Here is a 23,319-nt window from a genome sequence, read left to right on the forward strand (position 1 = left end):
CTGACCACTAGGCGGCAACTCGCTCCGTGAGGCTTCGGCGACGTCGCCCGGGCTCGCTCAGGTGCGGGGGGCTGTAGGAGACGTCCATGGGGCCGACATCGAGCCCGGGGAGAACGATCTCGTCGATGCGGTCGAGTGTCGCGTCGTCCAGGATGGTTCCCGCGCCAGCCAGGAGGTCCTGAAGCTGGTCGATGGTCCGGGGTCCGATGATAGCGGCGGTGACGCCGGGGTGAGCCACAGCGAAAGCCATCGCCAGGTGCGTCAAGCTGATCCCTGCCGCGTCCGCGACCGCAGCGAGCTCTTCCACGGCAGCGTGCTTGTCCGGGTCACTCATGTGCCGTGGAACCCAGAAAGCTCTCGCGGCTGAGACGTTGGCCGCGTTGGCCGCGTTCGTGTTGCGGTACTTCCCGGTGAGCAGCCCCATCGCCAACGGGCTCCAGGTCAAGGTGCCCAGGCCGTACTTCTGGCACACGGGCAGGACGTCGCGCTCAATGCCGCGGTTCAGCAGGGAGTACGTCGGCTGCTCAGTGCGGAAGCGGGCGAGGCCGCGGCGTTCGGCGATCCACTGCGCCTCGACGATGTCGGTGGCGGGCAGGTTGGAGTGCCCGATGGCTCGGACCTTGCCCGAGCGGAGCAGGACGTCCAAGGCGGCGAGGGTTTCCTCGATGTCCGTCTGAGGGTCGGGGTGGTGCAGCTGGTAGAGGTCGATGTGGTCCACCTGCAGGCGACGCAGGGAACCTTCGACGGCGGTGGTGACCCAGTGCCGGGAACTACCCCGCTCGTTGGCGCCGGGACCCATGGGGCCGCTGAACTTCGTGGCGAGGACCACCTCGTCGCGGCGTCCACGCAGTGCCTTCCCCACGATGCGTTCGGTGGCGCCGAAGCCGCCGTACACGTCGGCGGTGTCGACGAAGTTGATCCCCGCATCCAGGGCACGATGGATGATGCGGACGCAGTCGTCCTCGTTCTTATTCCCGGCGTCGCCGAACATCATCGTGCCCAGGCAGTACGGGCTGACCATCAGTCCGGTACGCCCCAGGGGTCGTAACTTCATGGTTCTCGTCCTCTTCGTGGTGGGCTGCCGTGGAACCACCAGCGGTTCGCACACTGTCGATGTCGTGTCGAGGCCGCATCGGGCGGTATCGGTTTCGTTCTAGCTCGCCACATCAACACCTCGCGACAAGAACGCGTTGCTGTTCCGTGACAGCGGAGGTACCCCACTTCTTCCCCAGGACTGACCTCGTAGCAGTCGACGTAGTGGTGGCAGCCCAGGATTTGAGACAGGTGATGGCCTTGAGGGTTATCGGTGCGGCGCCGATCATGCCGCCCCCTGCCACCGGTGATAACCGTTGCGAGACGCGATGTTGATATCAGAGTCATACACCGGCGAGGATCGCGATTCCGGTCGACAGGAGCCGATGGCCGGCCAAACTCCGGTAACGACCATCCCCCGCCGCAGGTGTGCCGCGCCGTGATCACACGGCGCGGCATCGAGACTGCATCGCTCAGGACTGGTAGGGAGCCTCGACGTCGAGGATCCAGGTGACACCGAAGCGGTCGGCGAGCATGCCGAAACCCGGGGACCACGCCGAGGCGGCGAGAGGTTCGACGATGGTGGCCTCGACGGCCAGCTCCGCCCAGAACTCCTCGATCTCGGCCAGCGTCTCCCCGCGCACCGAGAGGAAGAACGGTTCGGTGGTGACCGTCGTGCCGTTCTCGCGGCGGGTGGAGGGCTCGGAGCCGGCGCTGGCCGCCGCCTGGCCGGAAACCTGCCCGAGGACCTGGCCGGGGACGTCGTAGGCCATGACGCGGAACCCGTTGTCCGCGGTGACGGCGCCGAAGACGACGTTGTCCGCACCGGGGACTTCCTTCGGCATGCCGAAGTCGCCGTAGGTGGCGATGTTCAGGCTGCCGCCGAAGACGGACTGGTAGAACTCCAGGGCCGCGCGGGCCTGGCCGCGGAAGTTCAGGTGCGTGGTGGTGGTGATGCTCACGAGGGTTCTCCTGATCAGTCGGGTCGTCGGGCGGGAAGGTGCACCCGCGTCACGGCGACGCGGAACGTGCTGCTCGTCCACGTCTAGCGACAGGCGTGGAACGACGAAGCGCCAGAGCTGGCGTGGTGCGGGGTGGAGGTGGAGGTGGTGGGGCGAGGTCAGCGCGCAGTGCTGCGCAGGGCGGGGAGGACGATGCCCTCGACGACCTCTTCGAGGAACTCGCGGGTGAAGGCTCGGCGCTGGATCATCGAGCGGTAGGCGGCCATCGTCGGCAGGATCTGGGACACGGTCTGGATCGGCGCGTCCGCCGGGATCTCACCACGTTCGACGGCGCGGGTCATGAACAGCAGGTGCGCCTGGGCCCAGGGCCGGATGGCTGCGGCGTCGACGGCTTCGGCCAGAGCGTCGTCGTGAGCGGCCGTGGACGCGAGCCCTGCCATGATCGCCAGCCGCCGGGCGGTCTGCTCCGGATCCAGGGGCTGGAAGAGCGCCAACAGGTCACCCCGCAGAGAACCGGTGTCGGGCAACGTGCTGGCGTCGATCTGCGTTCGTTGCAGTCGCTCGACGGCGTCGAGGACGAGGTCGTGCTTGGAGGACCAGCGCCGGTAGACCGTTCCCTTGCCGGCCTTCGCCCTGGCCGCGACCGCGTCGATGGTCAGCGCGTCGTAGCCGACGTCAGCGAGCACGTCCAGCGCAGCGTCTAGGAGCGCTGCGTCTCGGGTGTGGTCCCGTTTGCGGCCCGGGCGGACCGGCCGGTCGGGTGGGGTGACGGCCGGTGCCGTGGAGTCAGTGTCGTCCACCGGTCCCCCTCTCCGATCGTCGGCTACTGCGGCGCTGGTCACCGTGGCGTTGGCCACTCCTTCAAGGTAGATCCTCATTCCGGAACGCGCAAGTACCGGAACGAACCAGTACCGATTTGGCGCAACGCGCCCTACGGTGGTCCGGTGACGCCCCCACCACCCTCACGCAGTGTTCCCCCTGCTTCCTCGGCTGTCCCGGTCAGGTACGTCTCCGACGCCGAGCGGCGCCGTCGCCTAGCGCTCCGTCACGCCCTGGGCACCCACGCCCGCCGCGAGACACCCCTCGCGGTGGCGCAGGCCCTGACGGTGCTGCACGCGACCGACCCCGCCACCGTCTACCTCTCGTGCTGGGCCCGGATGCGCGAGCGTTCCCACACCGTCGCCGACCTGGACCGGGCGCTGTACGAGGACAAGACGCTGGTCAAGCAGCTGGCCATGCGCCGCACGCTCTTCGTCGCCCCCCGCGACCTGCTCGCGGCGATGTGGCCCAGCGCCGCAGCGCGGGTAGCGCGCACCGAAGCCCAGCAGATGGCCCGCGACATCGAGAAGGCGGGCGTGCACCACGACGGGGCTGGCTGGCTCGCTGACGCCCGTGCTGAGGTTCTGGATGTGCTGGCCGCTGCACCCACCGGGTTGCCGGCCACCGAGATCCGTGCCGCTGTGCCCCGCCTACAGGTCAAGCTGGACGTCGCTGCCGGCTCGTCGTGGACCGGGTCGCGGGTGCTGACGCACCTGGGGGCGACCGCCGACATCGTGCGGGGGCACAACACCGGCACCTGGCGGACGTCTCGGCCCCGATGGGTCCGGACCCAGGACTGGCTGGGCCAAGCCGGCGCAGGAGCACCCAGTCCCTTGGAGCCGGCCACGGGCTACCGGGTGCTCGTCCACCACTGGCTGCGAACCTTCGGCCCAGGCACCGAGGACGACATCGTCTGGTGGCTGGGTTCGACCAAGACCGTCGTCCGGGCCGCGCTGCGCGACCTCGACGCCGTCCCGGTCACCCTCGAGGGGGGCGGGGTGGGATGGCTCCTGCCCGACGACGTGGACATCGTGGCGGCGCCGCAGGACACGAACGAGCACCACCGCGACGCCGATATCGACGCTGACTGGGTCGCACTGCTGCCCGTCCTGGATCCCACCGTGATGGGCTGGAAGCACCGCGACTTCTACATGAGCGATCATGGAGCGGCCCTCTTCGACCGCAACGGCAACGCCGGCACCACCGTATGGGTGAACGGTCGCATCGTGGGCTGCTGGACCCTCGACCCACGAGAAGGCGTCCGCCTGCACCTCCTGGAGGAGGTCCCATCGTGGGCCATCCGCCGGCTGCAGCAAGAAGCCGAGGAGTTGAGTGTCTTCCTCACCGGAGCCACCAACGCCGGCATCATCACCTCCCCAGCCATGACCATGGCTTCGCCTTAGCCCACCGCACGCCGACCGCGCCGCGCACACTGCTACAAGATCCGCAGGGCACGCCCTAGACGGCTGCCTGCACACCAGCGGCTTCGCGGTCATCCCGCGGGCCGCGCCCTCGAGCAGCACCTTGAACCAAGGCCTGCGGCTGTGGCAGCCACCACACGCACCGCACCATTGCCGCACGTGTATGCGCTCGCCCGAGCGGGCAGCACCTCCTGTGCTCTCGCCCAGACTCGTTCACCGGCCGACGCACTGACCCGGTGAAGCAGCGGACGCGGCCTCGAGCAGTGCTGGCCGGAGCCACCACCACCGCCGCCGCCGGTGTGGCCAACCTGCTCACCGGCGGCCCCCAAGGGCTGGACCCCTCCCAGCTCTCAAACGTCCTGTACCTGGCCCCCGCTGCGGGTGTGCTGGCCGCCACGGTCACCGGACTGCACCTGCTCCTCCTCACCCTCCCGCGGACCCGACGACCCTGGGCCGGGCTCGTCGTGGCCCTCGGAAGCGCGGCGTGGGTGGCCTGGATGGGATGGTGGCCCCTGAACGACAGCGGCCCGCTCACCCGGACGCGCTGGTCGCCGCCGCTGCCTGCACCGTGCTGATCGCCACCGTCGTAGGTGAAGTCGCCCTCGGGTCCTGGCGGGGCTCGGTGCTCGTGCTGGGCCCCGCGGCCCTGCTCGCGGCGCCGCCGCTGGCAGCGTCGGACTCCCTCGGCATGATCCTGTGGTTCATGTTCACCCTCAGCGCGGCCGCAGGTCGCCTGGCCGCGGTGGGTGTGGGCGCCGCCTGCCGGGGCACCCACCGGCGCCTGCGCCCGGTACCCCGCTGATCGGAAAGCAACCCCGCCCGACACACAGTCTCAGCGGTCAGCGGGCGACTTCACGGTCATCCCGCGATCTCAGCGGTCCCGGTTGCCGATGATCCTGCGGTCGTGTCGATGAGCGAGCGGTGCCCAAGCGCCAGCGATCACCTGCATAACGCGGATGAGCGGCAGCCTCGGCCCGCCTCTCCAGGAGCTGGGCTCTGCCTGTCAACCGACCTCGCCCCCCTGGCGTCTGGAAAGGTGACTCAGCCAGACCAGCGTGAAGGACGGCACCGTGACCAAGCCTGGGCAGGACTCCCCGCAGGGCCCTGACCCCACGCGCCCTCACCCTGCCCGCCAAGGTGAGCGTGACTTCGAGGACTGGGCCGCCGCGCACGCCGACCAGCTGATGCGCACCGCCCTCTTCCTCACCGGCGACCACCACACCGCTGAAGACCTCCTCCAAGACACCCTCGAGCGCACCTACCTGCACTGGCGCCGGGTGAGCGAGCCCGCCGCCTACGCCCGCACCGTCATGGCCCGGGCGGTCACCGACCGCTGGCGCCGCCTGGGCCGGCGCCCCCGCGAAGTACCCCTCGACGCGCTCTGGCCCGACCACACCGGTCAGACCAACCAGCAGCCCGACCACCTCAACGCCCGCGCCGAGCTCGCCGGCACCGGCGGCCTGGACGCGGCGACCCGCTACGTCGAGCAGGACGAGGCCATCACCGCGCTGCGTCAGCTCTCCCCACGTCAACGCGCGGTGCTGGTGCTGCGCTACTACGAGGACTGGAGCGAAGCACAGATCGCCGACGCGCTGAACTGCTCCACCGGCACCGTAAAGACCCAAGCCTCCCGCGGCCTGGCCCGGCTGCGGCAACTGCTGGGCACCGACCGCGCCGATCCACCCGACAAGACCAGCCCGCCCGACGGGGCTGCTGCCTTCGAGGTTGCCGTCGAGGAGTCGGTCACCGCCTCCCGCCATCCGGTTCCCTCACACGAGGAGCGCATCCGATGAGCCACCACGACCCGCACGACTTCCACGACCCGGCCGACTCCCTCGGCGCCGAGGCCGGGACCGGAGCCGATGACCCCACCGTCCGGCGACTGCGTCACGGCCTGTACGTCGCCGGACGCGGGGTCCACGCCCCCGCAGGAATCGCCGCCGCGGCCCTGCGCGGGGGCCGGCGCCGCCGTCGCCAGCGTCGCGCGGTGATCGCTGCTCCCGTCGCGCTGGTCGCAGTCGGTGCCGCCGGTCTGGGCTGGGCCCAGCCCTGGGACGGCGGGCAGGTGCGCACCGTCCCGGTCGCTGAGCAGGTCCGCGAGGGGCAACGCGCTGCCACCACCACCGACGACGTCCTGGCCCAGCTGCCCACCGAGACCGGCGGCGGCTTCGACTTGGGCGTGGCCCAGCAGGTCCTCATCGACCGGTGCCTGGCCGCGCAGGGCTTGGACGTTGCCCGCGGCCGGGTCACCCTCGACGCCTCCGACCCCATCGCCGACGCCGCGCGGCGCGGTGGCGACGTGGAGGACCTGACCGCGTGGACCGCGCACGGCAGCGACTACGGCCTCAGCTCCGCCATCCGCGCTGCCCTGGCCAGCCCTGGAGCCGGTGAGCTGGGCGACTACGTCCACGGCATCCCCGCCGGCTACGAGCAGGCCGTGTACGGGGACCCGAAGGTGGAGCTGACCGTGCCGCTGGAGGACAACGGCAGCCTGACCGTGGCGACCACCGGCTGCTACGCCCAGGCCGTCCAGCAGCTGTACGGCACCGACGTGGAGACCTACACCCGCGCCTACGTCACGGTCCGTCCCCTGCGCGAGCAGCTGCTCACCCAGGTCGCCGCCGACGAGACGGTGCAGGACGCGACCCAGCAGTGGTCGCGGTGCATGCAGGACCGCGGTCACGACGTCATCACTCCTGCCGACCTGCCCGTGCAGTTGCAGGCTGCGCGCCGAGACCTTCTGCTGCACAAGCCAGACGGCAGTAAAGCCACCGAGGCGGACCTGGTCGCGTTGGGCGACGCCGAGACCACGCTGGCGAGGGCGGATCGGGACTGCAAGGACACCAGTGCCCTGGGGTCCGCGGTGGCCCAAGCGCTGGTCGAGTACGGGACGCCGCTGGCCAGCGAGCACGCAGGCGAACTGGACGCCTACCGAGCGATGGTCGAGCACGCTCGCGTCGTCGCGGCGGAGGTCAACCGGCACTGACCCGCATACGGGCGGTTTCGGTGGAGGTCGCCGGTCGGTGCCTGAGGTGAACCCACGGATCGTCGGTGGTGCGGTGAGGAGGGGAACCGCACCACCGACGTCCGGACCAGCCACGGTCATGGTGCAGCATGCGGCACCGCGGTCATGGCGCGGTGTGCGTGATTGTCAGCCACCGGCGAGGTGGTGGTCTTGTCGATGTCCGTCCCTGCACCGGTGCCAGCGATCCGTCGAGCCCTTGTGCACACATCGCCCCCCGAGCGAAGCGCCGGCTGGATAGCGTCGACGGCGTGACCACACCGCGCCGCGCGCTGCTGCCCACCACGCTGGGCGCGCTGACCCTGGCCGGGGCCCTCACCGGCTGCTCCGGGCAGGAGGAGCTGCCTGTCGCCGCCGTCAGCCAGGCCGAGGCCCGCACCGCCGCCGCCCAGGTCGTCGCCCTGGCCGCCCAGCGCACCGAGGAGGCGATGCAGCAGCTGTGCGCCGACAACGACGGCTGCCCCGGCATGTCCAGCTCCATCGAGTTCACGCCCCTGGACGCACCCGGCCCCGAACAGGCGCCGCAGGAGCTGTGCACCGTGGCGCTGCCGGCCACCCCCTCGCAGGCCGGCTCGCGCATCGTGGTGCTCGAAGGCACCGACGGCCACGGGCGCGCCTACGTCACCCAGGTCCTCATCGACCGCGCCCGCGAAGCCGAGGACGACGAGGACGGCCTGCAGGTGCAGGAACCGGGGTTCTGGCTGGGCATCCGCTACACCGCGCTGCAGCACGGGCGGGCCTGGAGCGCAGCCGTCGACGGGCCCAGGCGACCGGAAGCGGACAACGAGCAGGTGCGACGGGCGTGCACGGACACCGACGCCTGGCTGGCCCAGGTCGCCACCCGCTCCCCTGACGACGGCGCCTCGACCCAGTCGACCGCGAAGGGCACCTGAGCGCGCACCTCGCGGTCATCCCGCTGGTGGGGCGCGATCATGAGCGGGCGGTGCACCCCACAATGAGCCGGTGATCCGCACCTTTGCATGGTCCGACTACCCCGCCACTGCCCAGCTGTGGCAAGCGACCGGGCGAGACGTGATGCCCGAGGAGGAGTTGCGGGCGACCCTCACTCACGGCCCGGACTTGATGCTCGTCGCAGCAGACGCCGACGCGGGGATCACCGGAGCGGTGCTGGGCACCTTCGACGGCCGACGAGGCTGGATCCACCGCCTCGCCGTGCAGCCCGAGCACCGCCGCAAGGGACTCGCTGCCGCCCTGGTCGGCGAGCTGGAGCGACGCCTGAGCGCCCGTGGAGCACCGCGCATCAACCTGCTGGTGATGCCCGACAACACCGAAGGACTGCTCTTCTGGCAGCGGCTGGGCTACCTCAGCTGCCCCGACGTGCTGTGCACCAAGCTCATGCCCGCACAGGGCTGAAGCACCCTTGAAGGTCGCGGTCGAGGACCGAAGCCGGGCTCTGCGCGGCCCCGCACTCCCTCGACGGCATCCTCAAGCTGATCTTCCGCTCATCCCGCGGTGTGCAGTCCCGAGCTGTCGGCGACCTCGCGGACAGCTCGATGTCCGGAAGATCATGTAAGGGCCCGAGCGCTCCTGCCGGTGACCTAACGTCAGCCTCGTGCAGCACGCTCACACGTCTTTGCAGGACCACCAGGCGTTGGTAGCCGAGCAAGACGCGGTCATCGCCTTGCTGCGGGACGCCGATCTGAGCGCGCCGGTGCCCCACTGCGCCCCCTGGAGCGTTCGCGACTTGCTCACCCACCTGGCCGGGGTGCACCGCTGGGCCGCGGCCATGAGCCGGCTGTACCCCGAGGAGGCGGACCTGCCCGATGAGGATCCGCCCGCCGCCGCCGACCCCGCCGCCGACTACACCGCCGCCGCGCACGAGCTGCGCCACGCCCTGGCCGGTGACCCCTCCCGGCCGTGCCGCACCCTGACCGGGCCCGGCACCGTGGCGCAGTGGAGGCGCCGGCAGCTGCACGAGACCGCCGTGCACCGTTGGGACCTGCACGACGCGCTGGGCCTGCCCCGCAGCACCGACGAGCTGCTCGCGGCCGACTGCATCGCCGAGGTCCTCGACACCCTGCACCCGCGCCAGGTCCGCCTGGGCCGCATCCCGGCCCCGCGGATCGGCGTGGCGCTGCGCGCCCCCGGCGGGCACTGGGTCCTGGGCGCACCGCAGCACGTCGTCGCCGAGGTCAGCGGTCCCGCTGCGGCCCTGGCGCAGCTGCTGTGGCGGCGCACCGGCGTGGACGACGCCCACCTGACGTCGACGGGTGATCGGGGTGCGGCCACCGCGCTGCTGGGCACGGCCTTGACCCCGTAAGACCTGGCCAGGACGTCGACTCGCTCCCCGCTCACTGTGCCTGGCCTCGCCAGCAGCGCTGGCTTCGCGGTCTTGGCGCTGGCCACGACGCCCGCATCTGTCGAAGACCGAGGTGTCACGGATGAGGTCGGAGTCGTGGGGTTGTTGCTTCAGAGGCGGGCAGTCTTCACTCGTGCCGTAGAGACCGCTCGGCCTCCGTCGCGTCGGATCGTCACCTGCCGTCGTCGAAGTCCTTGCTGTCGCGCAACTGCTGCACCAGCGGGCCAAAGAGGGCCGGGTCGGGACGCAGGACGGCGCCGGTGCTGGAGAACACCAGGTCACAACCACCGGTGACGTCCACCAGGAGGTAGGTGTACTCGCGCAGGTACCGCTTAGTGGGCGTGCCGTCGGGGTCGTGCTCGTAGTCCGGCGTGGTCAGCAGGTCGATCTGCGCCTGCTGCCCGGGCGCGGGAAGGCAGCCGGGCTCACCGTCCACGCGGGCAGCGGCGTCCACCACCTCCTGCAAGCGGGCCAGCAGGTCCGGGTCGCGGGACTGCCCCGTCCACGCGCCGGTGGTCTCCGTGATCGTGGCACCTGCCACGGGATTGCTGCTGGCACGGGCCGGGGCCTGCCGCTCCCCGGGACGTGGCTGGATGGCCAGGCTGTCCAGCAGGACACGCACCTGCTCCTCGTCACCGGCCATCTGCACCCGCACCCCGCGCGAGGGGACGCTGACGACGGCGCTGCTCTCCTGCCCGTAGGGGACGTCGTCGAGGTAGACGGGCACCCCGTCGACGAGCCTGACCCCCGAGGCGAGCCCCGCTCCTCCCGTCCACTGCCGCACCACCCACGGCACCAGCAGGGCGCCGGGCCCGTCGAGGGAGGGGTCGCACCCGGGCCCCACGCTCAAGGTCGGCTCGGCCACCACGGTGATCGCGCCAGCAGCCACGCAGGCCGCCTGCGCCGAGCCGGCCCGCACCTGGTAGCCCTGCGCGGTGATCTCCACGCCGTTGATGCCGCGATCGGTGGCCTCGATGCCCGGCGGCTCCCACCGCGGTGCCGGTGCAGGTGCAGGTGCCGGTGCGGGTGGGACAGGTGCAGTCGGCGCCGCCGGCTGCAGGCGAACGGCACCTTGCCCGCCCAGGTCCGTGACGACGAGCGCAGCGGCGGTGCAGGCGGCGAGCAGGCCCGTGGCGGCGAAGGCCGCGGTGCGCCGGCGTGCGTGCTGGCGGCGCCGGGCAGCGTGCAGGACCTCCTCGGGGTCCAGGCGCCGCGGCGGGCTCGGCACGGCTTCGGTCAGCATCCGCTGCAGGTCCTGGTTCATCGCGCACTCTCCTGGAGGTCGAGCTCGTGCAGGGCGGGGTGGCGGCGCAGCGTGGCCAGCGCCTTGGAGGTCTGGCTCTTCACCGTGCCCACCGAGCAGTCCAGCGCGGCGGCGGTGTCGACCTCGGTGAGGTCCTCGTAGAAGCGCAGGGCGATGACGGCCCGCTGACGCGGGGGCAGGGCCCGCACCGCGGTGAGCAGGACGTGGTGGACCTCTGGCCCCAGGCCGGCGGGAACGGGCAGGTCGGGCAGGTCGGCGGTGGGGACCTCCCCGCGCCAGCGCCGGCGGCGCCAGTCCAGCGCCTGGTTCACCATGATCCGGCGGACGTAGGCGTCAGCGCCCTCGCGCCCGTTCACGCCCCGGGCACCGCCGATGCGCCGCCAGTGCGGCCAGGCCCGCACCAGCGCGGTCTGCACCAGGTCCTCGGCGGTGGCCCAGTTGCCGGTCAGCAACCACGCCGTGCCCAGCAGCGCCTGCTGCCTGCTGCTGACGAAGAGCCGGAAGTCCTCCGCTGCATCCATCTGGGCCTCCTCAGGGTCTCACCTGCTACAACCGGCTGGACCCTGCAGAAGGTTGTCCCGCTCTGCCGTGCACCCACGATGGGTCGCCCGCTCATCCCGCTGTCGTGGACGTCACCGACTCCTCGAGTCGCCCCTGGAAGCCCACTGCCTCGTCCAGCGAGTGGCATGAAACCCAGGCCCGGTCAGCGGCCGGCCGAGCACCCAGCGCGGTGGCCCGCCGGCGACTACGATGAAGCCATGCTCAGCGACCAGACCCGGCAGGCGCTTCGCGTCCTGCGCTGGCGCGGCGCTGACCACCTCGAGGACGCCGCGCGGGGTCTGCTGCGCCGCCCCCGTCCGGTCCCGGCACCCCCGACGGGACGGCCGCAGTTGAGCGAGGCCCAGATGGACCAGCTGATCGAGCAGACCGTCCTGGCGCCGCGACGGGTCCAGCCTCAGGGCCGGTCTCAGGTCCAGTCCTGAACGACTGGGTCCCGCTGCACGACGGCTCGACCTCACGGCGAGAGCTGAAGGACTTCATCGCAGCCCTCAGCCGCCGTCCCCCGCTGTGGGAGCGGCACGTCATCGAGGAGCTGCAGTACCTGGCCAGCACGTTGCCCTCCCCACGCCGCGAACCGGACCGGCGTCCGCGGGCACTGCTGTACCGGGGCCAGGACGGGGTCTTGGAAGGCGTGTGCGAGTACGAGCCGGCGACCCTTCGCCCCAGCGGTGTGGCCGCAGGCCAGCTCAGCGTCTTGGCCGTGCGGGCTGACGCCCGGCACAGCGGGGTCGGTGGCTCGGCGGTGGATGCGCGCCTGAACCTGCTGCGCACGGGCGCGGCGCAGCTGCAGGCGGCCGAGGTTCTCGTGGCCGCGGTGGTCCACGACCAGAATCAGGAGATGGCCCGTGTGCTGTCGCGCCGGGCGTTCCGGCGCTCTGGCCCTGTCGGCGACGACGGGTACGCCGTGTGGGCAGTGACCTTGACGACGTCGTGAGGGCCCGACTCAGTACGCCGGTGCTGGCCACGCTCACCATCACCGTCGACGACCTCGTTGCCGGCGGGGGCTGCCGCGACGTGGACGGCCCGGTGCCAGCACGCTGCCGCTGATCGCCGTCGCCGAGCTGCACCAGGCCCGTCAGCTATTCGCTGACGGAGCAGCGGCACCACGCCCCCCTTCGCGGTCCTTCCGGCTCGCCGAGCGTGACTGACGCGCGGCCCGTCTGCAGCGCATGCTCGGTCATGACCCAGCACACCGACATCCCTGCTTCCCTGCCCATCGCCGTCGGTGACGGGACCTGGCGCACCGACCCGCTCCGCTTAGCCATCGCCGCCTACCTGGCCCGCTACCGCGGCGAGACCCGCCGCCACGCCGAGTCCGACCTGCGCGCCTACCTCACCTGGTGCCAGCTGCGCGGACTGGACCCGCTGCAAGCTCGCCGGCCCCACATCGAGCTGTACGTGCGGTGGATGCAGGAGACCCAGCGCTTCGCCGCTTCGACCGTGTCGAGGCGGATGTCGGTGGTCGCGGGCTTCTACCGGACCTGCGTCATCAACGCCGTCCTGGAGCACTCACCGGCCGACTACGTCCGCCGCCCCAACGTCCCACCCGAGTCGCCCACCATGGGCCTGTCCCACCTGCAGCTCGAAGCGATGCTCGCCAGCTCCCGGGACTCGGCCAACCCGTGCGACTTCGCCCTGGTCTGTCTGCTGGGGCTGCTGGGCCTGCGCATCTTCGAGGCCTGCGCCCTGGACATCGCCGACCTGGGTGAGGAGCACGGCCACCGCGTCCTGCGGGTGGTGGGGAAGGGTCACAAGGTGGTCTTGGTCCCGCTGGCTCCGGCCGTGGGCAGGGCGGTGGACCGCGCCATCGGCGACCGCCAAGACCACGACTGAACTCACGCCCGTGATCGTGGCGCCTACGGCGCTCAGCCGCTGCTGCTCAACACCCGCGGCGGCCGGCTGGACCGGCACTCCGCCACCCGCCGCCTCAAGCACCTCGCTGCCGACGCCCGGATTCGGCTACCGCGGATGCACCCGCACATGCTGCGCCACACCTACGTCACCACCATGCTCGACGCCGGAGTGGACCTCAGAGACGTCCAGATTGCCGCCCGCCACGCCGACCCCCGCACCACCATGCGCTACGACCGGGCCCGCACCACGCTGGATCGCCACCCCAACTACATCCTTGCCGTGTACATGGCCTCAGGCACCTGACGGGGCTGCCCCGACTTCACTCATCTGCCGAAGAGCGGAGGACGGGTCGGTGTCCGCCCGACCTCGCCGGCGTGGTACTCGTAGCGCTCGACACCACTCAGTGATTGTTTCAGATGTGTGGTGAGTACTGCGCCGACCTGGTCAACCGGCGCAGCATCACCCGCATGTAGGCGACCTCGACCATCGTCACCGCCGTGCTCGCCAGCCGCTCGAAGTCACGCGCCAGCCGGCGAGCCCGGCTGATCCAGGCGAAGAAGCGCTCCACCACTCAGCGCCGCGGCAGGACGTGGAAGCCGACGCTGCCCGGTGCTCTGCTGATCACCGTGGCGGTGATGCTCAGTTCGGCAGCACGGTCGGTGAACCCGCGGCGGAAGCCCTGGTCGCACCAGACCTGGCGCAGATCGGGGAACTGCTCGGACAGTTCGTTCAGCAGGGTGATGCCACCGGCGGTCTCGCTGATCGCCCCACCGGTGATCTGCACCGCCAGCAGGTTGCCCTCGACGTCGACCGCGGTCATCCGCTTGCGCCCGTTGACCTTCTTGCCCGCGTCGTAGGAACGCCCGTGCCCGCCTTCGCTGCTGCGGACGCTCTGGGAGTCGATGACGAACACGCTGGCCGCGACGGTGCGTCTTTTCCCATGCGGTCCAGCACGCGGACCTCGTCCACCAGCTTCTGCCAGGTCCCCTCGTCTTCCAGGCGGCGCATCCACCGGTAGCACGTCTCCCACGGCGGCAGGTCGTGCGGCATCGCGCGCCACTTGGCGCCGTTGTCGACGACGTAGAAGATGCCGTTGAGGACCTCGCGCAGGTCCTGGCGGGGTCTGCCCATCCGGCCCTGCTTCGGCAGCAGCGGCTCGATCAGCTGCCACTCCGCATCGCTCAGGTCAGAGGGGTACGCCTCGCGTTCGACAGCCACGGCGACAGCATGACCCATCAGCACCGACATCTGAAACAGTCACTCAGACGTCGACGAGGACCCGGGTGCTCCAGTCCGAGCAGTCCAGGACCTGCACGCCGGCATCAGTGAGCAGGACCAACGCCCTGCCGGCGCGCACGGTGGCCACGTCGAGCGGGCGTTCGCAGGGCCGCTGCTCCAGGACTGCCGCGTCGTGGTCGAGCCGGAGCAGTGACGCCTGCCCCTCATCGGTCTCGTGGATCGCCACCCAGGTGCGGGTGAGCGGGTCGTGCACGACGTGGCGCACGTGGCTGGCCGACCTCGCTCGTTCGCGCCCGTGGGGATCCAGGATGCGCAAGAACTCGTTGTCGGTGATCGCCAGGTGCTCTCCGTCGCTGGCCGCGCACCAGACCGGACCCCATCCCGTCGCGATCCGCGGCGCCACTGGATCCAGCGAACGATCCAGCAGGCGGCACCAGCCGCCGCCCACCGCCAGCGAGAGGTCCGCGCTCAGCGCGATCACCCTCAGCACCCCGCGCAGGGAACGGACCTCCTGCCCGGTGGATGCCTGCAGCACGCGGGTGGCTCTGCGGTTGTACGTGACGACGACACGGCCGTCGGCCAGGGCGGTCACAGCCTCCACGTTCGTACGGCTGCGGTCCTGCCACAGCCGCTGACCCGTCAGGTCGTAGCCGCACACCCCGTAACGCTCCCAGGCGCCGGCGACCACCACCGGGTCCTTCCCGGGTACCAACGCCTCGCGCCAGCCACCGCCACTGCCCCAGACGGTCTCGAACGTGGCGCAGCGCGCAGCACGCGTCAGCGACCACACGTCCACGAGTCACTGGCGCCCGGCGGTGACCAGCAGGTCCTCCTCCCACGGCGGGGCGGCGACGTTCCACAGGCCGATCACCGGAGAGCACCCTGCACGAGCCCGTCGAAGACCACGCCCAGGACTGTGCCCGGCGGGTCCGACAGCAGCGATCCCGTGGTCACGATCGACCTCACGGTCATCTCACCGCCCGTGCGCGGTCGCCGTCTCACAAACGGTGGCGGTCTCAAGGGGTCAACGCACCACCTCGTCGAGAGCTTCTGATGGTGTCTGCCATCCCAAGGTCTGTCGAGGTCTTCCGTTCAGGCGGGCGGCGATCTCATCGAGATCCGCCTGGCTGAAAGCACGTAGGTCCGCGTCCTTGGGCACGTACTGGCGCAGCAAGCCATTCGTGTTCTCGTTGGACCCGCGCTGCCAGGGGCTGTGCGGGTCGCAGAAGTAGACCTGGACCCCGGTGTCGATGCTGACCTGGGCGTGCTGGGCCATCTCCTTGCCGCGGTCCCAGGTCAGACTGCGTCGCAGCTGTTCAGGAAGGCGCTGAACGGCTGCGCTCAAGGCCTGGCGGACCTGCTCGGCCTTGTAGCCGTGCGGCAGGGCGATGAGCGACACGAAGCGCGTCCGGCGCTCCACGAGCGTGGCGATGGCGCTGGGCCGAGCGCCGAAGACCAGGTCGCCCTCCCAGTGCCCAGGCACCGCCCGGTCCTCGACCTCGGCGGGGCGTTCGCTGATCGGCACGGTGTCCACCAGCTGCCCGCGCCCTTGCGGCAGACGCTTGGCGCGGGGGTAGCGCATGGCCCGCCCGGTGCGCAGCGCAGCGCTCAGCTCCTTGCGCAAGGCGCCCCTGGCCTGCACGAACAGGCTCAGGTAGATCGCTTCGCGGCTGACGCGCATGGCCTCATCGTCACCGAAGTCCACCCGCAGGCGCGCCGCGATCTGCTGCGGGGACCAGCCCTGAGCCAGGTCGTGCTCGACCCGGGCCCGCAGCCGGGCGGCTGCTGCTGAGGTCCCCGCCAGCTTGCACGCCTTGGGGCGCCGGCCGCGCTGCCAGGCCCTGGCCTCAGCGGTCCCGGCGCGGTAGCTGGCGCGCCCGCCGTTGCGGGCGACCTCCCGGCTGACCGTCGAAGCCGACCGGCCCAGCCGCCGGGCGATCGCCCGGGCGCTGTCCTTCGCGGCCAGCCCGCGGCTGATCTCCTCACGCTCGGCCGCGCTCAACTGGTGGTCGGCCCTGCGCCGTGCAGGCCGGCGCACCCCGCCGGTGGCGGCCACGAAGCAGCGCACGCTGGCTGGGCGGTTGATGCCCAGCGATCGCGCGATCGAGCGCAGCGACTCACCCGCACGCCACCGCACCCACACCTCGTCCTGCTGCTGTGGACTCAACCCGAACGTTTGCACCGGCCCCACCTCCACACCTACCACACCATGATCCAAAGAGGGTGGTGCGTTGACCGGTTGAGACCGCCACCGTTTCTGAGATGATCCGAGCGGACGACGACCGCACGCTCATGGCTCCCTTCTGTGTCAAGGGCGGGGTCCAACAGGGGCCTTGCGGCTTCGTCGGCGGGTGGCGACGATGGACGTGGCGGGCCCGGGAAGTGACTTCTCCGAAGAGCCGGCGCCGGGGTCCGAGCCGGTCGCGCTGGAGCCAGCAGCCGCCCCCGCTTGTCCTCCCGGGCCCGTCAGCAGCACCTCGGCAGCTGTGACCTCGGCGACGTCGTCAACGATGTCCACCTCCGGCTCGGCCGGACTCGTGGTGCCCTGCGCGTCGGCGACCATCTGCCGGTAGACCACGTCCGACAGGCGCCGCTTCAGGCAGCGGATGGCCTCCATCGACGACTTGCCCGCCGCGAGCTTGCGCCGGTAGTACGCCCGGCCTTCAGTGTCGTGGCGCATCTGCACGATCGCCATGATGTGCAGGACCCGGTTGATGCGCCGATTGCCCGAGCGCGACAGGCGGTGGCGGTTGTTCTCGCCGCTGGAGGCGTCGATCGGGGCGGTGCCGTTCCAGGACGCGAAGTGCGCCTTGGTCGGAAAGCGGACGACGTCACCGACATCGCCGAGCAACCGGGCAGCGCCTGACGGGCCGATACCGTTCAGCTGCAGCAGCCCCGAACCGGTCGCGGTGATCAGCTCGGTGAGCTCCTTCTTCGCCGCCTTGATCTTCTTGTCGATCACCGCGAGCTCGGCGATCTTCTCCGCCGCCAGCGACCGCCTCGTCCGCCCGACGATGTCGCGCGGGCGGACCGTGGCCAGCAGTGCCCTGGCCTGCGGCGCAGTCAAGAAGACCTTGGCGCCGCCGGGCAGCAGCTCCAGCAGCAGCTTGTGGATGCGGTTGATCGTCTGGCTGCGTGCCACTCCCAGCTCGTCGCGGCGATCGACCAGCAGCCGCAGCGCGACGTTCTCGGCATCGACCTCGACCCGGCGCAGGATCGGGGTGCGCAAGGCGACCAGGGCGATGGAGTGCGCATCGGTGGCGTCGGTCTTGCGGCCCTGACCGGTGGAGACTCCCCCACGCTGCGCGTGGGAGGTACCCCCTCCCGCGCCCGAGCCGACAGCTTCGCCGGCACGTCCAGGACCTGCTCGCCGTCGGCGATCAGCCGCTGCGCGAGGTGCTTGCCGATGCCGCCGGCGCCTTCGACCGCCCAGACCCGCTGCGGCCAGGCGCGCCCCGCGGTGAGCATGTCGCGGTAGCCGGTGGTGTCGGTGGCGAAACGAGCACCGCCCAGGATGCGCTCGGCTCGATCGACGACCTCGATGGTCGCGGAGCGTTTGTGCGGGTCCATCCCGATGATCACGCCGGAGTCGACGTCCATGCCGCGCCCCTTCCCTCGCCGCCGGTCGCACCAAGGCGGTGCGGCCGGTCTTGCTGACGAGGTCGGGCAGCGCTACTTCGAGTGAGACAGACCCTTCTTGAGCCACGTCCTCGTCGGGCGGTGCCCGACGCTCCGCACGCCATGTGAGAGCCACACCCGCCTGGGGTGGGCAGCCGATATGAGAGCGTCACGTCGGGCACCTCGGCTCCAGCCTGGCCGGGCCGTCGCCGTGAGGGAAGTCAACAAGTAGCCGAATAGCTGAAGATCACGAACTGCTCTCCTTCGCGGTCTCACCGGTACGACGTAGCGTGAAGACCATGAGCGACTGGACCGAGAAGCCGATCCCCGTGCTGCTCGCACCCGGCTTCGGCGGAGACCCGCTGCACTTCCGCAGTCCCACCCTGCAGACCATCGGCAACCTCGACCTGGACCGCCTCCCGCTGTCCTCGCGGCTCAAGGACGAGCTGCGCGCCTGGGAGCACCTGGTGCAGCAGGCCCACGCGGCGCTGAAGACCCCTGCCGCCGAACGGAACCTGCGGACCTGGGCCATCCAGGCCCGCGAGGACCTGCTGCCCCGGCTTCGGGAGGAGCTGGGTGCGAACTACGACGTCCAGTTCATCGGAGACTTGCAGAGCACCTAACGACCGCTCATCCCGCTGGCCAGCGTGCTCCAGAGCGGGGTCGGGACATCGGCAGACTCACGATCGTGGCTCCTGTGGCCAGAAGCGTCGCCACCATCCACGGCAGCGCGGGCCACGCTGGAGGCTGGTCGAAGCTGCTGTCAGCGATGACCACGCTCTTCGCCGTCCACACCGCCAGCAGCACCAGGCTGAGCAGGTACAGCCCCACGGCCCAGCGGTTCCAGGATCGTCGAGCGGCCGCCACCAGCAGGGGCAGGACCATGACGGTCAGGGCTACGACCATCGGGCCGACGGTGTCGATCACCCCCACGACGCGGACTCCGGCCAGGCGATGACGTGCACCTGCTCACCGTGCCCGGTCGGCCTGCAACGCGATGGGAGGCGCCAGTACCTCCGCGACCTCTTCACCGACCTCACGGTCATCCCGCGATCCGGTCGGTCAGCGACGGGTCGCGACGTCGCGCTCGTGCCGATGTCCGCATGGTCGTCGGCAGCTCCAGGAAGCTCAGCAGGCTCGAGTCGATCCCCGCCCCGTCTGGCGCGCTGCGTGGTCGTGCCCGGCCGACTGTGCGCCGACCCGGCACCGCCAGGTGCGGACACGAGGTCTCACCAGGAGCGCCGAGTCCGCAGGTTCAGCCCCGAGCGCTGTCCTGCGGCTGCGGCTCCCGCGGCAGCCCCCGCAGGAGGATCTCGATCCCCGCCGCGAACTGTTCCCGATCGTCGTGGTCGCGCAGCCGTGCCGCGAACCGCTGGATGAACGGGTGCTCGGAGACGTCGTGCTGATCCGTCCAGCGCTCCGCGACCTCCACCAGGAAGGACGAGCGGTCGCTCACGGTCGGGGCCAGCCGTGCAGCGGCGGCGTACTGCCCGGCGACGCCGAGGACGTAGTTGACGATCGTGGAGGCGGCATCGAACTGCTCCGGCTCCGGAACCCCCAGAGCGGGCAGCTGAGCGCCGACAGCTTCGAAGATCTGCAGGAGTGCGGACTGCCAGGGCTCGTTCGCCAGCTGCCCACCGACCCACGGGTGCTCGCTCAGAGCGTCGAAGACGGCCAGCGTCACCTCGCGCACCGCCTCCCGCGGGCTCGCCCCGGGCCGTCCCGCCTGCTCCAGCACGTGGCGGATCAAGCCCTCGGTCGCGGCCTGGAGCAGTTCGCTCTTGTTGGACACGTAGTGGTAGATGGCCCCCGGTCCCGTCTGAAGGTGGGCCGCCAGGGCGCGGAAGGTCAGCGCCGACTCCCCGTGCGCGTCGAGGATCTCCAGCGCCGCCTCGACGATGCGTTGCCTGGACAGCGCGTCGGTGCGTCGCTCCCCTGCCTGCTTCCGGTCTGCCACGGTCCCATCTTGACAGATGTAGAACGGCGTTCCAAAGTAGCTGTAGAACAGCGTTCCAGCACTGCGGGAGAGCACCATGCCCACATCGGTCACGATCGTCGGCGCCGGCCTCGGCGGCCTCGTCCTGGCCCGCGTGCTGCACGTCCACGGCATCGCGGTGACGATCTACGAAGGCGAGCAGTCCGCGGACGCACGCACCCAAGGCGGCCAGCTCGACATCCACCCCGAGAACGGGCAGCTGGCCCTGTAGGCCGCCGGCCTCACCGAGCAGTTCCAGGCGATCATTCACCGCGGCGCCGAAGCCCTGCGCGTCCTCGACCCGCAGGGGCGGGTCCTGTTCCAGGCCCCCGACGACGGCGCCAGCGGGCGTCCGGAGGTGCTGCGCGGTGATCTGCGCCAGATCCTGCTGGACTCCCTGCCCGAGGGCACGGTGCAGTGGGGCAAGAAGACCACCGCCGTCCGCCCCCTCGGCGGAGGCCGTCACGCGCTCACCTTCGCCGACGGGACCACGACCACCACGAGCCTGCTGGTCGGAGCCGACGGCGCCTGGTCGAAGGTGCGGGCCCTGCTGAGCGAGGCCACCCCGGCCTACGTCGGAACAGTCTACGTCGAGACCTACCTGCACGACGTGGACGAGAAGCACCCGGCCGCGGCGGCCGCCGTCGGCGCCGGGGCGATGTACGCGCTGACCCCGGGCCAGGGGATCTCCGCCCACCGCGAGGCCGGCGACGTGCTGCACACCTACGTGCAGCTCAACCGTTCCGCCGAGTGGCTCGAGAACATCGACTTCGCCGACACCGCCGAGGCCGCGGCCCGCGTCGCCGCGGAGTTCGACGGCTGGGCCCCTGAGCTGACCGCCCTCATCACCGACGGGGAGACCACCCCGGTCAAGCGGATGATCCACTCCCTGCCCGTCGGCCACCGCTGGCAGCGCGTGCCCGGGGTCACCCTCATCGGCGACGCGGCCCACCTGGCTCCCCCGGCCGGAGAGGGCGCCAACCTCGCCATGCTCGACGGGGCCGAGCTCGCCCTCGCGATCGTCGCCCACCCCGACGACGTCGAAGCCGCCCTCACCGCCTACGAGGCGGAGCTCTTCCCCCGCAGCGAAACCGCTGCGAACGACTCCTACGAGACCCTGGAACTCACCCTCGGCGAACAAACGCCCTTCTCCCTCCTCGACCTCCTCGACCTCCTCGACCCCGGGAACACCGACGAACCCACGAAGTACGAGACGACCGACACTCACCACGACCCCTCCCGTACGACGATCTCGCGGACACGCCGATGACCGAGCCGGAGCTCGACCTGGCGATCCTCACGTGTGCGCACGACCCACCTCGCCGGCGCAACCACCACGGGCGAACGCCTCGAACGAAAGGCTTCCTCATCTGATCGCCAGTGCAGGACAGTAGCTGACCTCTTCCGGCGAGATGGTTCTTCCATGCCTGAGCGGATGGCCCGGTCAGGGCGGAGGAGGACCACCGTGAGCGTCACCAGCACCCTGCACATCAACCTGCGCGGCAACGCCAAGCAGGCCCTGGAGTTCTACCGGTCCGTCTTCGGTGGAGACCTCATCGCCGTCCCCTACGGCACCACCCCCTCCGGCCAGGGACCGGACCAGGCCGAGCAGATCGCCTGGGGCCAGGTCCTCTCCCCCAGCGGCTTCCACGTCATGGCCTACGACGTCCAGGACGACCGGCCCTACGACCTGGGCCACAACCCCTACTACTTCTCCCTGCGCAGCACCGACGCCGAGGAGATCACCCGGTACTGGAACGAGCTGTGTCCTGCTGCCGCCGACGTGGAGGTCGACCTGGGGCCCTCCATCTTCAGCCCGCTGTACGGCAAGCTCACCGACCAGTTCGGGGTCACCTGGATCATCGACGTCATCGCCCCCTGGTTCCCGGCTGAGTGACCCGACCGGGCGTGGTGACGTCGTGGTGGCCGTGCGCCGAGCGCGGCCACCACGACCGCCCTCCGCCCCTCGTCCGATCGTGGACAAGCGGACAGTCGCTGTCCGCACGGACCGGCATGCTGCTGTCATGGCCCTTCCCGCCTCCGCGACGTCCTCGCGCCTGCTCGCGCTGCTGTCCCTCCTGCAGTCCCGACGCGACTGGCCCGGGCCGCTCCTGGCCCAACGGCTGGAGGTCAGCGAGCGGACCGTGCGCCGCGACGTGGACCGCCTGCGCGAGCTCGGGTACCCCATCAACGCCGTCAAGGGACCCGACGGCGGCTACCGGCTGGAAGCCGGTGCCCAGCTGCCGCCGCTGCTGTTCGACGACGAGCAGGCCGTCGCCCTGGCGGTGGCCCTCCAGCTGGCCGTCGTCACCGGCGCCGGGATCGAAGAAGCCGCCGCGCGAGCACTGAGCACCCTCTCCCAGGTCATGCCCTCGCACCTCACCCGACGCATCGACGCGCTGCGCCCGATCGTGCTGGACCGGGCCGCGACGGCAGGCACCGGACAGGCAGAGGTCGAGCAGGTCGACGTCGACCTGCTGCTGGCCATCAATCAGGCCGTGCAGCTGCGTGAAGGGCTGCGCTTCGACTACGACCACGACCGCACCACTGCAACCGGTGACGGGAGAGACGACGGAGGAAGCACCGCATCGACCGAGCCGACAGCCTCCCGGGAGGTCCACCCCCACCACCTGGTCCTGCGCGCCGGGCGCTGGTACCTCCTCGCCTGGGAACCCGGGAAGCAGGACTGGCGGACCTACCGCGTCGACCGGATGCGGCTGCGGGTGCCCGGCGGAGCCCGCTTCAGCCCGAGGGAGGTCCCCGGCGGCGACGCGGCCGCCTACGTCGCCGGCCGGTTCAAGGGCTCGCCCGCGGGCAAGGGGTGGCCGTGCACGGGGGTGGTCATCGTGCACCGGTCCGCTGCCGAGCTGGCCCCGTTCGTCGGTGACGGGACCCTGGAGAGCCTCGGAGCGCACCGCTGCCGCCTCGTGCTGGGGTCCTGGTCCTGGATGGGCTTGGCCGCCTCCCTGGCCCGGCTGGACGCCGATATCGAGGTCGTCGGCCCGCAGGACCTGCGTGCCGCCTTCAGCCGGCTCGCCGAGCGCGGGACGCGGGCTGCTGCACCCCCCTCGACGTCGACGAGGTCCGGGCGCGGGGCGTGATCGAAGCAACCTGCAGATCCACCCGCCGAAGCAGGCAGGCCACTACCGGAACGAGATCCTCACCGGTGGTGCCGCCGTGCGCGCTGGCGCGGTGCTGGCGCGCTGCGCATGTCTCACGGTCATCGCGCGGG

General features: G+C 71.0%; 27 protein-coding genes and 1 pseudogene. 15 read left to right on the plus strand and 13 right to left on the minus strand.

Features of this window, described 5'->3' with window-relative positions:
* Positions 1 to 7: 7 nt before the first annotated feature.
* From ACRYR7_RS05735 to ACRYR7_RS05745, 3 genes are all read right to left on the minus strand, one after another.
* Positions 8 to 1,054, minus strand: coding sequence for an aldo/keto reductase (locus ACRYR7_RS05735; RefSeq protein WP_432571110.1), 1,047 nt, complete (start codon positions 1,052 to 1,054; stop codon positions 8 to 10).
* Positions 1,055 to 1,505: 451 nt separating this feature from the next.
* Positions 1,506 to 1,994, minus strand: a complete 489-nt coding sequence (locus ACRYR7_RS05740) for a VOC family protein (RefSeq protein ID WP_432571111.1) — start codon at positions 1,992 to 1,994, stop codon at positions 1,506 to 1,508.
* Positions 1,995 to 2,152: 158 nt separating this feature from the next.
* The gene (locus ACRYR7_RS05745) at positions 2,153 to 2,794 is read right to left on the minus strand and encodes a TetR/AcrR family transcriptional regulator (RefSeq protein WP_432571112.1); all 642 of its coding nucleotides are present in this window, start codon (positions 2,792 to 2,794) and stop codon (positions 2,153 to 2,155) included.
* Positions 2,795 to 3,082: 288 nt separating this feature from the next.
* Between ACRYR7_RS05745 and ACRYR7_RS05750 the strand changes: the two genes are divergently transcribed.
* From ACRYR7_RS05750 to ACRYR7_RS05780, 7 genes are all read left to right on the plus strand, one after another.
* On the plus strand, positions 3,083 to 4,216 hold the full coding sequence (locus tag ACRYR7_RS05750; protein ID WP_432571113.1) for a winged helix DNA-binding domain-containing protein: 1,134 nt from the start codon (positions 3,083 to 3,085) through the stop codon (positions 4,214 to 4,216).
* A 523-nt stretch (positions 4,217 to 4,739) separates the two neighbouring features.
* Positions 4,740 to 5,036 carry a hypothetical protein gene (locus ACRYR7_RS05755; RefSeq protein ID WP_432571114.1) on the plus strand — a complete coding sequence of 99 codons (297 nt, stop codon included), beginning with the start codon at positions 4,740 to 4,742 and terminating at the stop codon, positions 5,034 to 5,036.
* A 268-nt stretch (positions 5,037 to 5,304) separates the two neighbouring features.
* Positions 5,305 to 6,027 (plus strand): SigE family RNA polymerase sigma factor, encoded by a 723-nt coding sequence (locus ACRYR7_RS05760; protein WP_432571115.1) that lies wholly within the window; start codon positions 5,305 to 5,307, stop codon positions 6,025 to 6,027.
* Positions 6,024 to 7,220, plus strand: a complete 1,197-nt coding sequence (locus ACRYR7_RS05765) for a hypothetical protein (protein ID WP_432571116.1) — start codon at positions 6,024 to 6,026, stop codon at positions 7,218 to 7,220. Before ACRYR7_RS05760 ends, ACRYR7_RS05765 begins: the two co-directional genes overlap by 4 nt.
* Before the next feature lie 287 nt (positions 7,221 to 7,507).
* Positions 7,508 to 8,149 carry a hypothetical protein gene (locus ACRYR7_RS05770; protein ID WP_432571117.1) on the plus strand — a complete coding sequence of 214 codons (642 nt, stop codon included), beginning with the start codon at positions 7,508 to 7,510 and terminating at the stop codon, positions 8,147 to 8,149.
* Positions 8,150 to 8,219: 70 nt separating this feature from the next.
* Positions 8,220 to 8,630, plus strand: a complete 411-nt coding sequence (locus ACRYR7_RS05775; RefSeq protein WP_432571118.1) for a GNAT family N-acetyltransferase — start codon at positions 8,220 to 8,222, stop codon at positions 8,628 to 8,630.
* Between the two features lie 199 nt (positions 8,631 to 8,829).
* A complete protein-coding gene (locus ACRYR7_RS05780) occupies positions 8,830 to 9,537 on the plus strand; it encodes a maleylpyruvate isomerase family mycothiol-dependent enzyme (protein WP_432571119.1) in 708 nt (235 codons plus the stop codon).
* A 211-nt stretch (positions 9,538 to 9,748) separates the two neighbouring features.
* Here the strand turns inward: ACRYR7_RS05780 and ACRYR7_RS05785 are convergent, their stop codons facing one another.
* On the minus strand, positions 9,749 to 10,840 hold the full coding sequence (locus tag ACRYR7_RS05785; protein WP_432571120.1) for a hypothetical protein: 1,092 nt from the start codon (positions 10,838 to 10,840) through the stop codon (positions 9,749 to 9,751).
* The gene (locus tag ACRYR7_RS05790; RefSeq protein WP_432571121.1) at positions 10,837 to 11,361 is read right to left on the minus strand and encodes a SigE family RNA polymerase sigma factor; all 525 of its coding nucleotides are present in this window, start codon (positions 11,359 to 11,361) and stop codon (positions 10,837 to 10,839) included. The genes ACRYR7_RS05785 and ACRYR7_RS05790 overlap by 4 nt, the downstream gene beginning before the upstream one ends.
* Before the next feature lie 237 nt (positions 11,362 to 11,598).
* Between ACRYR7_RS05790 and ACRYR7_RS05795 the strand changes: the two genes are divergently transcribed.
* The 4 genes from ACRYR7_RS05795 (at position 11,599) to ACRYR7_RS05810 (ending at position 13,558) form a co-directional block, all read left to right on the plus strand.
* The gene (locus tag ACRYR7_RS05795; RefSeq protein ID WP_432571122.1) at positions 11,599 to 11,823 is read left to right on the plus strand and encodes a hypothetical protein; all 225 of its coding nucleotides are present in this window, start codon (positions 11,599 to 11,601) and stop codon (positions 11,821 to 11,823) included.
* A gap of 209 nt (positions 11,824 to 12,032) precedes the next feature.
* Complete coding sequence (locus tag ACRYR7_RS05800; RefSeq protein WP_432571123.1) at positions 12,033 to 12,335, plus strand: hypothetical protein; 303 nt, start codon at positions 12,033 to 12,035, stop codon at positions 12,333 to 12,335.
* Positions 12,336 to 12,580: 245 nt separating this feature from the next.
* On the plus strand, positions 12,581 to 13,234 hold the full coding sequence (locus tag ACRYR7_RS05805) for a tyrosine-type recombinase/integrase (protein WP_432571124.1): 654 nt from the start codon (positions 12,581 to 12,583) through the stop codon (positions 13,232 to 13,234).
* 42 nt (positions 13,235 to 13,276) lie between these two features.
* Entirely contained in the window at positions 13,277 to 13,558 is a 282-nt protein-coding gene (locus ACRYR7_RS05810; protein WP_432571146.1) for a tyrosine-type recombinase/integrase, read from the plus strand.
* Positions 13,559 to 13,667: 109 nt separating this feature from the next.
* Here ACRYR7_RS05810 and ACRYR7_RS05815 read toward each other — a convergent pair whose 3' ends face one another.
* The 6 genes from ACRYR7_RS05815 to ACRYR7_RS05840 form a co-directional block, all read right to left on the minus strand.
* Entirely contained in the window at positions 13,668 to 13,823 is a 156-nt protein-coding gene (locus tag ACRYR7_RS05815; protein WP_432571125.1) for a hypothetical protein, read from the minus strand.
* A gap of 3 nt (positions 13,824 to 13,826) precedes the next feature.
* Positions 13,827 to 14,168, minus strand: a complete 342-nt coding sequence (locus tag ACRYR7_RS05820; RefSeq protein ID WP_432571126.1) for a transposase — start codon at positions 14,166 to 14,168, stop codon at positions 13,827 to 13,829.
* Positions 14,072 to 14,503 carry a transposase gene (locus ACRYR7_RS05825; RefSeq protein WP_432571127.1) on the minus strand — a complete coding sequence of 144 codons (432 nt, stop codon included), beginning with the start codon at positions 14,501 to 14,503 and terminating at the stop codon, positions 14,072 to 14,074. The genes ACRYR7_RS05820 and ACRYR7_RS05825 overlap by 97 nt, the downstream gene beginning before the upstream one ends.
* A gap of 13 nt (positions 14,504 to 14,516) precedes the next feature.
* On the minus strand, positions 14,517 to 15,182 hold the full coding sequence (locus tag ACRYR7_RS05830; RefSeq protein ID WP_432571128.1) for a hypothetical protein: 666 nt from the start codon (positions 15,180 to 15,182) through the stop codon (positions 14,517 to 14,519).
* A 336-nt stretch (positions 15,183 to 15,518) separates the two neighbouring features.
* Entirely contained in the window at positions 15,519 to 16,676 is a 1,158-nt protein-coding gene (locus ACRYR7_RS05835; protein ID WP_432571129.1) for an IS30 family transposase, read from the minus strand.
* 126 nt (positions 16,677 to 16,802) lie between these two features.
* Positions 16,803 to 17,723, minus strand: coding sequence for a transposase (locus tag ACRYR7_RS05840; RefSeq protein ID WP_432571130.1), 921 nt, complete (start codon positions 17,721 to 17,723; stop codon positions 16,803 to 16,805).
* 688 nt (positions 17,724 to 18,411) lie between these two features.
* On the opposite strand from ACRYR7_RS05840, the gene ACRYR7_RS05845 reads away from it, so the two are divergent.
* Complete coding sequence (locus tag ACRYR7_RS05845; RefSeq protein WP_432571131.1) at positions 18,412 to 18,735, plus strand: hypothetical protein; 324 nt, start codon at positions 18,412 to 18,414, stop codon at positions 18,733 to 18,735.
* A 7-nt stretch (positions 18,736 to 18,742) separates the two neighbouring features.
* Here ACRYR7_RS05845 and ACRYR7_RS05850 read toward each other — a convergent pair whose 3' ends face one another.
* Complete coding sequence (locus ACRYR7_RS05850; RefSeq protein ID WP_432571132.1) at positions 18,743 to 19,018, minus strand: hypothetical protein; 276 nt, start codon at positions 19,016 to 19,018, stop codon at positions 18,743 to 18,745.
* Positions 19,019 to 19,367: 349 nt separating this feature from the next.
* The gene (locus ACRYR7_RS05855; protein WP_432571133.1) at positions 19,368 to 20,069 is read right to left on the minus strand and encodes a TetR/AcrR family transcriptional regulator; all 702 of its coding nucleotides are present in this window, start codon (positions 20,067 to 20,069) and stop codon (positions 19,368 to 19,370) included.
* A gap of 76 nt (positions 20,070 to 20,145) precedes the next feature.
* Here ACRYR7_RS05855 and ACRYR7_RS05860 point away from each other — a divergent pair.
* From ACRYR7_RS05860 to ACRYR7_RS05870, 3 genes and pseudogenes are all read left to right on the plus strand, one after another.
* Positions 20,146 to 21,357 (plus strand): annotated as a pseudogene (locus ACRYR7_RS05860) (FAD-dependent oxidoreductase).
* A 195-nt stretch (positions 21,358 to 21,552) separates the two neighbouring features.
* Positions 21,553 to 21,984 carry a VOC family protein gene (locus tag ACRYR7_RS05865; RefSeq protein ID WP_432571134.1) on the plus strand — a complete coding sequence of 144 codons (432 nt, stop codon included), beginning with the start codon at positions 21,553 to 21,555 and terminating at the stop codon, positions 21,982 to 21,984.
* A gap of 127 nt (positions 21,985 to 22,111) precedes the next feature.
* The gene (locus tag ACRYR7_RS05870; RefSeq protein WP_432571135.1) at positions 22,112 to 23,188 is read left to right on the plus strand and encodes a helix-turn-helix transcriptional regulator; all 1,077 of its coding nucleotides are present in this window, start codon (positions 22,112 to 22,114) and stop codon (positions 23,186 to 23,188) included.
* Positions 23,189 to 23,319 lie beyond the last annotated feature (131 nt).

It is taken from the genome of Kineococcus gurbantunggutensis (genome assembly GCF_050871925.1).
Lineage (GTDB): Bacteria > Actinomycetota > Actinomycetes > Actinomycetales > Kineococcaceae > Kineococcus.